The organism is Methanoculleus sp. UBA413 (assembly GCF_002502935.1).
Lineage (GTDB): Archaea > Halobacteriota > Methanomicrobia > Methanomicrobiales > Methanoculleaceae > Methanoculleus > Methanoculleus bourgensis.
Genome location: NZ_DAQR01000063.1, coordinates 1 through 12,265 on the forward strand (window position 1 = coordinate 1; position 12,265 = coordinate 12,265).

The 12,265-nt window shown below is 60.2% G+C and carries 9 protein-coding genes; 5 read left to right on the forward strand and 4 right to left on the reverse strand.

Annotation, left to right across the window (positions count from 1 at the left end):
- Positions 1–306: 306 nt before the first annotated feature.
- Positions 307–543 (reverse strand): hypothetical protein, encoded by a 237-nt coding sequence (locus BP858_RS04715; protein ID WP_014867825.1) that lies wholly within the window; start codon positions 541–543, stop codon positions 307–309.
- A gap of 10 nt (positions 544–553) precedes the next feature.
- Entirely contained in the window at positions 554–2,050 is a 1,497-nt protein-coding gene (locus BP858_RS04720; protein WP_281767774.1) for a methanogenesis marker 14 protein, read from the reverse strand.
- Between the two features lie 333 nt (positions 2,051–2,383).
- On the opposite strand from BP858_RS04720, the gene BP858_RS04725 reads away from it, so the two are divergent.
- Positions 2,384–2,788, forward strand: coding sequence for a pyridoxamine 5'-phosphate oxidase family protein (locus tag BP858_RS04725; protein WP_286878977.1), 405 nt, complete (start codon positions 2,384–2,386; stop codon positions 2,786–2,788).
- Positions 2,789–2,796: 8 nt separating this feature from the next.
- Here the strand turns inward: BP858_RS04725 and BP858_RS04730 are convergent, their stop codons facing one another.
- Positions 2,797–3,984: an argininosuccinate synthase gene (locus BP858_RS04730; protein ID WP_286878978.1), complete on the reverse strand. Its 1,188-nt coding sequence runs from the start codon at positions 3,982–3,984 to the stop codon at positions 2,797–2,799.
- A gap of 444 nt (positions 3,985–4,428) precedes the next feature.
- Between BP858_RS04730 and BP858_RS04735 the strand changes: the two genes are divergently transcribed.
- The 4 genes from BP858_RS04735 to BP858_RS04750 all read left to right on the forward strand — a co-directional run bounded on the left by BP858_RS04735 (position 4,429) and on the right by BP858_RS04750 (position 8,693).
- The gene (locus tag BP858_RS04735; RefSeq protein WP_286878979.1) at positions 4,429–5,688 is read left to right on the forward strand and encodes a quaternary amine ABC transporter ATP-binding protein; all 1,260 of its coding nucleotides are present in this window, start codon (positions 4,429–4,431) and stop codon (positions 5,686–5,688) included.
- Positions 5,675–6,520 (forward strand): ABC transporter permease, encoded by an 846-nt coding sequence (locus BP858_RS04740; protein ID WP_286878980.1) that lies wholly within the window; start codon positions 5,675–5,677, stop codon positions 6,518–6,520. Before BP858_RS04735 ends, BP858_RS04740 begins: the two co-directional genes overlap by 14 nt.
- A gap of 89 nt (positions 6,521–6,609) precedes the next feature.
- Positions 6,610–7,494 (forward strand): glycine betaine ABC transporter substrate-binding protein, encoded by an 885-nt coding sequence (locus BP858_RS04745; protein ID WP_349680564.1) that lies wholly within the window; start codon positions 6,610–6,612, stop codon positions 7,492–7,494.
- A gap of 323 nt (positions 7,495–7,817) precedes the next feature.
- Positions 7,818–8,693, forward strand: coding sequence for a glycine betaine ABC transporter substrate-binding protein (locus BP858_RS04750; protein ID WP_062264830.1), 876 nt, complete (start codon positions 7,818–7,820; stop codon positions 8,691–8,693).
- Positions 8,694–9,697: 1,004 nt separating this feature from the next.
- Here BP858_RS04750 and carB read toward each other — a convergent pair.
- Positions 9,698–12,265: carbamoyl-phosphate synthase large subunit (carB, locus tag BP858_RS04755; protein WP_286878981.1), on the reverse strand; the 2,568-nt coding region annotated here is incomplete at its 5' end.

Here is a 12,265-nt window from a genome sequence, read left to right on the forward strand (position 1 = left end):
CCCCCCGGTATCCCCCCCCCCGGCCCCCGCCCGGGGGGGGGGGGGGGGGGGGGGGGGGGGCGGGGGGGGGTGGGGGCTATGAGGAGGGCCCGACAGGTTCCGCCGCCTGCGGGGAGGGGGCGAGCCCTCTCCCCGGCCCCCACCTGCCCCAGGGTGATGCTCACCACGGTCCCACTGCTGGGGAAGCCCGGAGAGCGTAGCCTCATGGTCGCTGCATGGGCACCATTGCCTCACGCAAGCGGTGGATAAGCCGGTCCAGAAGACCCCATGAGGCGGCGTCCTGGGCTGGAAGCATTCAAAAAAGGGTTACTCGCCGATAAACTCTTTAAGTCGCGCGAAAAGGTATGTCTGCACCTCTTCGACAACCTCCCGTCTGCCGCGGAATGCCAGCAGTTCTCTCGCATCCCCGTCCATATTCGCAAACGCCAGTTTCTGCGGCCGCCGAACCACTTCCACATCGTAGTTCTCGACGACATCATAGATCATCTTCCTGGGCACGCCGGGGGGAACAAGCAGATCAAACAGTTCTTCTTCAGCCATCATGTACCAGATCCTACTTTCCTATTTTGATCCGGCGGGACATAATACATCCCCCGCCACGCACCCCGCCGAGCGGAGCCTTCGGTTTCCCAAGAGAGTTCATGCACCGCCCCATCAGCGCCGCCCCCCGGGCAAGACCATCGTCCACAAAGACCAGGTGGTCGTTCGGCTTCTCGTAGAGGTTCCGGTCGGTGATGCCCGCGAGGATATACTCGGGCTTCCTCCCCGAGATCGCCGCCCGCCCGGTGAACCCGATCGACGAGTTCGGCGGGACCATCCCTTTCTCGATAGCGACATCGATGAGCCGGAGCGCCATCTTTGCGCAGACCCGGTCGACGACCTCGGTCAGCATACCCATGCCGTGCTTCTCATAGATCTCGTGCCCGATCTCCTCGAGGGCCGGTGTCTCGCTGCCGTCGACGCCGCAATCACACCCGATAAGGGCGACACCAGATTCAGCAGCTACATCCGCGCAGACCGGGACCCGCCCAAACCGTGCCCGGTCGCGGGGGACGATCCTGATATCGATATGCTCGTGGCACCGGTCGACGTATTCATCAACGGCGGAACGTTTTCGGCCCCCGAATGGGCTCTGGATGCTATGATCGCCGAAGAGGTCGAGGGCCGTCCCCGTCCGGTCCTTCACAAGCCCGGTGCCCCTGACAATCGCATCAGGTATGGCACCCGCAAGCCCGCAGAAGTTCCCGATCGTCTGGGCGAAGGGATTCGGGTCGTCACGGGCGACATCGCTCGTGATACGTCCATCGAGCGTGGTGCCGAAGTCGATGGATATGCAGGGGTTCCGGAAGTCGACCGGCGTCCACTTGGCGCCCTCCTTGATGCCCGCCATCGCGAGTTCCCCCTCCATCTCGTTTGCCACCATCTCAACACCGGTACACCCGACCGGCGGCACGACACCAGCCACTGCGCCGACGAAGACCACCTTGTCGGCAAACGAGAACTGCCGGAGTTTCGGTGGGAGGTTGTCGATCGACATCGGCGGCGTCATCTTCCGCGGCGGAACACCGGCGGCAAGGCAGCCGTTTGCAAGAGCGATGATGAAGTCCCCAACCTGGTCGGGGGAGTCCATCGCCGCAACGACCCCGGTGCTCCTGACGACGAAGTCCAGGTCATCTTTGATGCTCAGGTGAGCCGCCGCGTGACTCTGGATCAGGGTGTCGCGCACCAGTTCGGTAACCGACTCGCGCGTCAGTTTCGTGCCGTCCAGGGTTGCCCCAAAGACCGTCTCCCCCGGTTTGGGCGGCCGGACGTCACGGCTCATGGTCACGGTCTTGTTGATGACGTAGGACCTGCCCGTCTCCAGGCTTGTGCCGGTCAGGATACACTTTGTCGTGGTATTGCCCATCTCAACAGACGCCACGATAAAATAAGGCTTCACCCGGTACTCGGGGACACCCGGGCCCGGCCCGTGCGAGATCGATGGCGGAGGCGGGCTTTCGACGATGTGGGGCGTAGGTTTGAAAAAGCGCTCCAAAAAACGGGCACACATAATACCTCTTTTCCCGTCTGTCTGCTTATATTTTTCCATAATCACAATACAAACCCAAATCGCGAACCGGGCGAAACTCCCACTGATCCCTCCCCTCCGGGCTCCACAGAGGAGATCTGCCCCTCCCAATACCTGGCTGGCAGCCTGTCCATACCGATTCTGGTGCAGCCCTCGGGGTGTTGCGTTCCACGATGGTTCGGATGTCAAGCCCCGCGGTGCCCGGACCACCCCCCGGCAGAGCCCTTATATATGGATAATGCGGATAACCCCGGTACCGGGCGGGTTACGACCCCCTGCCGGGTCTGTTCTGCCCCGGGAACGAGGTGATACGTTATGGTTGCACTTTCAAGCGAGATGAAGGAGATATTTGCCAGCAACAAAGTCGTGCCTATGGCCACCGCGTCGAAAGACGGCGTCCCGAACGTTGCGCCGATGGCATCGATACAGATTGTGGGCGATGACACCGTCTGGATTATGGACAATTACATGGTCAAAACACTCGAGAACTTAAAAGAGAACCCGATTGTGGCCCTCTACTTCTACGACCAGGAAACCAAGCGCTGCTTCCAGGTGAAGGGCGCAACGGAGATCAAGACGTCCGGCCCCGACTACGAGAAGTTCCGCGATCAGGTGAGAACGAAAGGCCACAAATACCCGGCGAAGTCGCTCATCGTCATCAAGATCACCGACGTCTTCGAGTGCACGCCGGGAAAAGAGGCAGGAAAGAAGGTGCTCTGAGCACCTCATCAATGCTTCTTGAGATTTTTGAGCAGGCGCGCCTGCAGTCCAAAGTAATTCGAGAACCCGACAGCGTGGTTCTGGTCGATCGTGGTCGAGTCAAAGGAGACCAGGTCGTCCGAGTAGAGCGCGTTCTCAGAACTCCGGCCGAGAACCTTCACGCTGCCCTTATACAGGCCGACATCCACGGTGCCGTTCACCCGCTCCTGGGTCGTATCGATGAATGCATTGAGCGCGTAGAAGAGCGGTTCGTGCACGAGCCCCATGTAGGCGAGTTCGGACCACTTCGCATCGACGATCTGCTTGAACGCAAGTTCTGAACGCGTCAGGACGAGGTGCTCAAGGTCGCGGTGTGCCGCAAGCAGGACGGTCGCTGCCGGGTGTTCGTAGACTTCACGGGCCTTCAGGCCGAGGATCCGGTCCTCGATCATGTCGTTGCGGCCCACGCCGTTCTGCCCCGCAATCTGGTTCAGTTCCCGGATGAGGGCAAGGCCGGAGAGGTTCTTCCCGTTGAGGGCGACCGGAACTCCCTTCTCGAACCTGATCCTGACCTCCTCCATGACGTCGGGGGCATCCTTCGGTGATACCGTCCAGGCGTAGATCTCCTCAGGCGGGTGGAATGACGGGTCTTCCAGCCTGCCGCCCTCGATGCTCCGGCTCCAGCAGTTTTCGTCGACGCTGTAGGGGTTCTCCTTCCCCACGCTCACCGGGACGTTGTGCTCCTGCGCGTAGCAGATCTCCCACTCACGGGTCAGGTTCATCTCCCGCATCGGTGCAACGATATCGTACCCGCCGGACCTGAAGATAAAGTCAAACCGGAGCTGATCGTTTCCTTTCCCGGTGCACCCGTGCGCGATCTTTGAGGCACCTTCCTTCTTTGCGATCTTCACGATCTCTTCAGCGATCAGCGGACGGGCGAGCGCCGTGCCCATCGGGTAGCCCTCATACGACCCGTTCGCTTTTATCGAGGGGAAGATGTACTCGTCTACGAACTTCTCCCTGACATCGATAGTATAGTGGTTATCTGCAAGCATCCGCCCCTTCTCTGTTGCCCGGACTACCTCTGCCTCGGGCTGGCCCACGTCGACTGCAACGGTGATGATCTCATCAAACCCGTAGTGCTCGCGCAGGAGGGGGATACAGACGGAGGTATCAAGACCTCCCGAAAACGCTAGGACGACTTTACCCTTTTTCATGTTACTGCTCTCCGCGTTCCTGGTATCTGTCTGACGACGACAGTCTGGGAATAATCTACATTGATATGACTTCTCACCCAATAAAAGAATGGTATGGACGGGCGCACCTGCAGGAACCAGAACTCATTTGCTTATTTTCTGGAACCCCCGGGTGGTGGAGAGGCGACGTGTGAAGGGGTCGTGCCACGCCGCATGACGATGCCCATCTCGACAGCGCCCATCCGCGCGGTCGGGGCTCCGGAGGGCCGCAGGTCAGGAGACCCAGATCAGGAAAAATAAGCCGTATACGAGAGATAATCGATAAATTGGCTATAATTCGCAAGAACAGAGGCACGACAATATTCTATCAACAAAAGCGCCGCAAAATGTTGCAAAAATCCAAATCCCTCTGGATTTTGACCATTTGTCAAAAAGGGTAATTATAAAAGTGATAAAATAGAACTCGTGAAGTTGGAGGGTTCCGTTATTTTTGAGAAGTTACCCAGAGAAGATTCACGATCGTTACAACCAATCATCAGCGTGGAGGGACTGACCCGGGTATTCGGGCAGGATCCCCAAAAAGCGCTGGAAATCCGCAACTCCGGCTGCTCAAAGGAGGAGATCTACGAAGAGACGGGAGATACCCTGGCTCTCTACAACGTCTCCTTCGAGGTTATGCCGGGCGAAATTTTTGTCCTGATGGGGCTTTCCGGGAGCGGGAAATCAACGCTCCTCCGGTGCATCAACCGGCTTATCGAGCCTACGGGCGGCAGGATACTGATCGACGGGGAAGACATCGTCGGCATGAGCCAGGAAGAACTGCGAGCGGTCCGCCGGCGTAAACTGGGCATGATCTTCCAGAGTTTCGCCCTGCTCCCGCACCGGACGGTCCTCGATAATGTCGTCTTCGGCCTTGAGGTCCAGGGCATCCCCGAAGATGAGCGTTACCAGAGGGGCGAAGAACTGCTCCGGATGGTTGGGCTTGGCGACTACGGGGCGAGCATGCCCTCCCACCTCTCCGGCGGCATGAAGCAGCGGGTCGGACTTGCCCGGGCGCTCGCAGGCGACCCGGAGATACTCCTGATGGACGAGGCGTTCAGCGCTCTTGATCCGCTCATCAGGCGGGAGATGCAGGACGAACTCCTTGACCTCCAGCAGCGCCTGAACAGGACAATCATCTTCGTCACCCACGATCTTGACGAGGCCCTGAAACTCGGTGATCGGATCGCGCTGATGAGGGATGGCGAGATCGTCCAGGTCGGCACACCAGAAGAGATCCTCACAAACCCGGAGAACGCCTACGTCGAGCGGTTCGTCGCCGGTGTCGATATGACAAAGGTGCTCTCGGCAAGCGACGTTATGCGCCACCCCGAACCGGTTGCCCGGTGTACCGCAGGTCCCCGGGTCGCGCTGCACCTCATGGAAGAGCACGACATCGGGAGCGTATTTGTGGTCGACCGCGGGCGCCGCCTCAAGGGCCTTGTTACGCTTGATGGTACTCTTGAGGCTGTCCGGGCGGGCAGGGGACTTGAGGAGATCATCACCACCGACATCCCGACCGTGGCACTCGACACCCCACTTACCGACGTCATATCGGTGATCGCCGGGAGTCCCTATCCTGTTGCGGTGGTTGATGACGAAAACAGGCTTCAGGGATTAGTATTCCGGGGTGCCATACTCGGTGCACTGGCACGAAAGGGAGGAGATGTTAATGGATCTGCCTAGACTGCCCGTGGGAGAGGCCGTCGAGGCACTCGTCGACTGGATCGAGGAGTACTGCGGCTGGCTGCTTGACGGCATCAGTGCAGGGTTACGGTTCCTCGTGGACGGACTCCAGGAGATCCTGCTCCTCATACCGGCGCCCGTCCTGGTCCTCCTTATCACCGTGCTGGTCTGGTTTGTCACCCGGCGCGACACCAAACTCGCGGCGGTCACCGCACTCGGCCTGCTCCTGATCTGGAACCTCAATCTCTGGGATCTCTCGATGCTTACCCTGGCGCTCGTCATCACCTCAACGATCCTCGCGCTCGCGATAGCGATCCCGCTCGGGATCGCAGCTGCCCGGAGCGAGACCCTGAATGCCGCTCTTCGGCCGGTCCTTGACTTCATGCAGACGATGCCCTCGTTTGTCTACCTCATCCCGGCCGTGATCTTCTTCGGCCTCGGGAGCGTTCCTGCTATCATCGCGACGGTTATCTTTGCGATGCCGCCTGCGCTGCGGTTGACCAATCTCGGGATCAGGCAGGTGCCCGGCGAACTGATCGAGGTCGCGGATGCCTTTGGCACAACGCCCCGCCAGAAACTCTTCAAGGTGCAGCTCCCGGTCGCGCTCCCGACCATCATGGCGGGAGTGAACCAGTGCATCATGCTCGCCCTCTCCATGACCGTGATCGCATCCATGATCGGGGCAGGGGGGCTTGGCTACCAGGTGCTCGTGGGCATCCAGCGGGTGGATATTGGCATGGGGTTTGAGGCCGGGCTTGCCATCGTGATCATCGCAGTCATCCTGGACCGGATCACCCAGAACGTTGTGCCGCCGCAACAGGAAGATCGGTGAGCATTGGCTCTTCAGGCTGCTCATCCTCAAAAACCCACCTTCAAAATGGCTCAATTTATCAAAAAATCCAAAAATGGTGTAACGTGATTATGATGACTCAAAAAATTGGAAGATTACTCGCACTGACAGGTGTTGTCCTGGTACTCTGTCTCTTCTCCGCCGGCTGCACCGATACACAGGGACCGGCCGGACCCGCAAAGGGCGAGATCAGCATCGGCTACGTAACATGGGACTGCGCCATCGCCAGCACCAGCGTGATGAAACAGGTCTTTGAAGAGGCTGGGTATGACGTCACCCTGGTCGCGGTCGATGCAGGCCCGCTCTTCCAGGCGCTTGCCCGTGGCGATGTCGACTTTACGACGACCGGATGGCTCCCCCACACTCATGAACACTACTGGGAGCAGTATGGCGACCAGATCGATTACGTCAACAAAAACATCCCCGGTGCAGCACGCATCGGGCTCGTCGTCCCGACCTATGTCTCCATCGACTCGATCGACGAGATGAACGGTGTTGCCGACCGGTTCGGCGGCAGGATCGTTGGCATCGACCCCGGCGCCGGGATCATGACCCGGACCGAGCAGGCGATCGAAGAATACGACCTCGATTACAACCTGATTGCAAGCAGCAGTGCAGGCATGGCAGCAGAACTGCGCTCAGCCATCAACAAAGAGGAGTGGGTCGTGGTGACCGGGTGGGCGCCGCACTGGAAGTTCGGGCGCTGGGACCTCAAGTTCCTCGACGACCCGAAGGGCGTCTACGGTGAGGCGGAGGATGTCGTGACACTCGCGCGGCAGGGCCTGAAGGATGACGACCCGGAGGCCTACGGCATCCTGACCCGGTTTGAGTGGACCACTGAGGATATCGCCTCGGTCATGACCGATATCGAGGGTGGTATGCCCGAAGAAGAGGCCGCAAAGGCCTGGGTCGACGCCCACCGCGATAGGGTCGACGTCTGGCTCGGGGAGGAATAATCCCCTTTTTCTCCGGCGCCGGTGGTTGGGGACGACCACGTGGACCGGACAACAGTGTCCACGCCCCCGCCGCGGCCGGAACAGGGTCTTGATAGGGCAAAACCTAAATAAAATCATATTCAAATCCTGAAGCGGTCAAAATCAGGCCTTTTTGCCCTGGGGTGCAAACACGCCGGGAGTGGCATCAACTGCCACCTCTGCCTGGTGTCTGGACCTCCCGTTCCGGACACCCTTGATGAGCCCACAACCCCATACACCCGGGCTCTGAATGTCAATCAGCCGTCTCCTGGCGATAAAAAAAACCTACAACGTGATAAGAGATTATGACTCAAAAGATTGGATTATTCGCATTAACAGGTCTTGTTCTAGCACTCTGCCTTCTCTGCGCCGGTTGCACCGATACACAGGGAACTCCCGGGCTCGCAGAGAATAAGGTCAGCATCGGCTACGTCACCTGGGATTCTGAGATAGCCAGCACCAACGTGATCAAACAGGTCTTTGAGAAAGCCGGATACGATGCAGAGATTGTCGCCGTCGATGCAGGACCACTCTACCAGGGGATTGCGAAGGGAGATATCGACTGTACGGTCTCAGCCTGGCTCCCGGTCACACAGGCCAACTTCTGGGAGAAGTTTGGCGATGATATCGACCATGTCCGTAAGAACCTTGAGGGGGCAAGGGTCGGGCTTGTGGTCCCAACCTACGTGACCATCGATTCCATCGAGGACCTCAACAGTGTCAGTGACAAATTTAGCGGCGAGATCATCGGCATCGATCCTGGTGCCGGGGTCATGCAGAACACTGAAGAAGTGATAACCGATTACGGCCTCGAATATGAACTCGTCGCCAGCAGCAGCGCTGGAATGGCCGCAGAACTCCGAACAGCCATCAACAAGGAGGAGTGGATCGTGGTGACCGGCTGGACCCCGCACTGGATGTTCGCCCGCTGGGACCTCAAGTACCTCGACGACCCGAAAGGTGTCTATGGCGGCGAAGAGTATATCGGCACGCTCGCCCGGAAGGGGCTTGCTGAGGAGAAACCAGGTATCTACGGCATCCTTGAGCGGTTCCACTGGACACCTGCCGATATGGAGTCGGTGATGCTCGCCATCGAGAACGGCGAGTCAGAACAGGACGCCGCAAAGGCATGGGTGGATGCCCATCCAGATAAGGTCGCTGAGTGGATCGGCGAGAACTGAATTCACTCTTTTTTTGGGTTTTGTTGAGACACCATCTATTCTCTCCACGATGGATTTTTAGGAAATCCTCAAAATCAAGCCCCTATCGGCATACCTCCAATAGGTGGGGGCGATCTCAGCCTTGCCGCACTTGCATTACCTCCAGCAACTGCTCCTCTCCGGTCCCCTCTCCCATCGCGATTAGCCACCATGGTCCGCTATCCTGGGCGCGTGTCCCTGCTTCCGTGGGGTCCGGGATCAGGCTGGATCTGAGCACCTGGACCCTGGTGGACTATTTCATCTTATTTTGCGGGTTCTGGTGCAGATCACGCGGGAGAACGCGAAGGGGTGTGGAGCGTTCATGGAGCAGACCGAGAGGCTGCATGCATGAACGCAACCTGCTCCCCGGGCAGTGGACCGTAGTGAGAATCGCCCTGGGGAGGTGGGGGCAGGGGAGGGGGCAAGCCCCATTGGCGCAAACTTACCACGTGGGTGCACTTGCGTTCCGGGTTGGCGATCGGCGAGGTTCAAGTTCTGTTGAACCCCGTGCCGGTTCTGGTGATCGTCCCCACCTACCTCAGCATGGGTGGTGAACGCGGAGTATCCCCCGGCTCACTCATACTGTGGACCGTGGTGGGAATCACCTTGGGGGGTGGGGACCGTGGTGGGGGCTCGCCCCCTCCCCGCAGGCGGCGGGACTCGTAGATCCCTCCTCGTAGCCCCCACCCCGCCCGGGCGTGGCCCCGGGACTGCGACCTTTTCCGGGGGGGAGGGCTATGACTGCAGACCGACCAATAGTACCCTAAATCGACCCGTGTCTCTGGAACTGAGCAGTATCCTCATGAACCTCCCTGCGAAAAGTTAGCGCGTATGGGGCTCGCCCCCACCCCGCCCGCGCATTCGGAACTCCTCCTCCGCCCCCGGAAGGCGGGGGAAACCCCCACGAGCCCCGGGGCGGGTGATTCAATCCGAGCACAGCACGGGTCTGTACCGGGCCCGGCAAAAAGAGTGGTTCCAGGGATCGGTCAGGCACCGATGTAGTGCTGGAGCGGCTCGATCGTGATCTCTTCGCGCTTGATAGCGTCGATCGCCATCGCTGCAGCCCGGGCCGCCTGGAGCGTGGTGATGTAGGGAATGCCGTAATCGACGGCGGCCCGCATAATCCGGATATGGTCCTGCCGGGACGCCTTGTCCGCCGGGGTGTTGATGATAAGCCGGATCCCACCGGAGCGCATGATATCGATGACGTTCGGGGACCCTTCCTGGACCTTGCGCACCAGGTTTGTCTCGACGCCGTTCTGGGTGAGAAACTCGACCGTCCCGCTCGTGCCGTAGAGCGAGAGCCCAAGTTCCCGGAGCTTGCGCGCAATCGGCAGGAGTTCTTCCTTCTGCTCGTCAGTCACCGATATGAAGACGTTTCCTTCCGTCGGCAGGGTGTTGTCTGCGGCGGTGCAGGCCTTGTAGTAGGCACGGCCGAAGTCGTAGTCGATCCCCATCACCTCGCCGGTGCTCTTCATCTCAGGCCCGAGCACGGTGTCCACGCCCGGGAGTTTGTTGAAGGGCAGGAGCACCTCCTTCACCGCCACGTGCCCGATCTCGGGCTCGGCGATATCCATATCGGCAATCTTCCGGCCCACCATCACCTTCGCCGCGATCTTTGCGAGCGCAATGCCCGTCGCCTTTGAGACGAACGGCACGGTCCGGCTCGCACGCGGGTTCGCCTCGAGCACGTAGACCACATCGTCCTGGACAGCATACTGGATGTTGATCAGACCGACGACCCCGAGACCGAGGGCGATCTTCTTCGTGTAGTCGCGCACCCGCGCAATCACCGAGGGCGTGAGGGACTGCGGCGGTATGACGCAGGCCGAGTCGCCGGAGTGGACCCCCGCCCACTCGATATGCTCCATGATGCCGCCGATCAGGACATCGGTTCCGTCAGAGACCGCATCGACGTCAATCTCAACGGCGCCCCTGAGGAACGAGTCGATCAGGACCGGGTGCTTCCTGCTCACCCGGACAGCCTCTTTGATGTAACTCTCAAGTTCGGCCCCGTCGTGCACGATCTCCATCGCCCGCCCGCCGAGGACGTAGGACGGCCTGACCAGCACCGGGTAGCCGATTGCCCTCGCCTTCTCCCGCGCCTCCTCCTCCGAGTAGGCCGAACTGTTCGCCGGACTCGGGATACCGAGTCGGGAAAGGAGCCGGCTGAACCGGTCACGGTCTTCAGCGACATCCATGGCGTCGGGGGACGTGCCGAGGATCTTTGTTGAGAGACCAAGCCGTTTGATCTCGGCTTCCAGCGGCATAGCCAGGTTCACCGAGTTCTGGCCACCGAACTGGACCATAACCCCGTAGTAATCGTCCTTCTTGAGGATGTTCATGACATCCTCAAGCTGCATCGGCTCAAAGAAGAGCCGATCCGAGGTGTCGGCATCGGTCGAGACGGTCTCGGGGTTATTGTTGACGATATGGACCTCGATCCCCTCCTCCTCGCGGAGCGCCATCACCGCGTGGACGGTGCAGTAATCGAACTCGATCCCCTGGCCGATCCGGATCGGCCCGGAGCCGAGGATCAGCACCTTCTTCGCGCCGTCCCGGGTCAGTTCACATCCATCCTCCCAGGTCGAGTAGAAGTAGGGCGTGGTGGCAGGGAACTCGGCGGCGCAGGTATCCACCATCTTGTAGGTCGGCGTTCCCGAGAGCGCCTCGATCTCATCGGCGGTCTTCCCGGTCAGCGCCTGCAGCTCCTCGCCCGAGAATCCGTAGCGCCTGGCAGCCCTGATATCCCCGGGCGCGGATGCGGTCAGGAGTCTCCCTTCGAGGTCCACGATGTTCTTGATCTTCTCAAGGAAGAACGGCGTGATGGAGGTGAGGTCGGCGACCTCGTCGACCGTGAACCCTGCCCGGAAGGCGTCAAAGAGGCACCCGAACCGCTCGTCGGTGGGCGCCGTGAGGATCATCCTGATCTCGCTCGGGTTCGTGTGGCGTTTCATGTCGGTATCAAGCGACCGGAGCGCTTTCTTGAACGCCTCCTCGACCGTCCGCCCGATCGCCATCACCTCGCCGGTGCTCTTCATCGCCGTGGTGAGCGTCCGGTCTGCGGACTTGAACTTGTCAAACGGCCACCGCGGCACCTTCACCACCACGTAGTCGATGGCAGGCTCGAACGATGCCGGGGTGACGCCGGTCACCGGGTTTGTGATCTCATCGAGCCTGAGCCCGATGGCGATCTTGGCCGCCACCCGGGCGATCGGGTAGCCGGTCGCCTTGGACGCGAGTGCCGAAGACCGCGAGACCCGGGGGTTCACCTCGATGATCCGGTAGTCGCCGTCGTTGTAGGCAAACTGGATGTTGCACCCGCCCTGCACGTCAAGCGCCCTGATGATCCGGATGGCAGCACTCCTGAGCGTCTGGTACTCGTCGTCCCGCAGGGTGAGGATGGGTGCAACGACCACGCTCTCCCCGGTATGGACGCCCATCGGGTCGACGTTCTCCATGCCGCAGACGATGATGCAGGTATCGCCTGAGTCCCGCATCACCTCAAACTCGATCTCCTTCCACCCGGCGACACTCTCTTCCACCAGCACCTG

Coding starts and splice junctions, on each gene's coding strand:
- BP858_RS04745 (WP_349680564.1), top strand. CDS start 6,610: ATGATGACTCAAAAAATTGGAAGATTACTCGCACTGACAGGTGTTGTC.
- BP858_RS04725 (WP_286878977.1), top strand. CDS start 2,384: ATGGTTGCACTTTCAAGCGAGATGAAGGAGATATTTGCCAGCAACAAA.
- BP858_RS04720 (WP_281767774.1), bottom strand. CDS start 2,050: ATGTGTGCCCGTTTTTTGGAGCGCTTTTTCAAACCTACGCCCCACATC.
- BP858_RS04715 (WP_014867825.1), bottom strand. CDS start 543: ATGATGGCTGAAGAAGAACTGTTTGATCTGCTTGTTCCCCCCGGCGTG.
- BP858_RS04740 (WP_286878980.1), top strand. CDS start 5,675: ATGGATCTGCCTAGACTGCCCGTGGGAGAGGCCGTCGAGGCACTCGTC.
- BP858_RS04730 (WP_286878978.1), bottom strand. CDS start 3,984: ATGAAAAAGGGTAAAGTCGTCCTAGCGTTTTCGGGAGGTCTTGATACC.
- BP858_RS04750 (WP_062264830.1), top strand. CDS start 7,818: ATGACTCAAAAGATTGGATTATTCGCATTAACAGGTCTTGTTCTAGCA.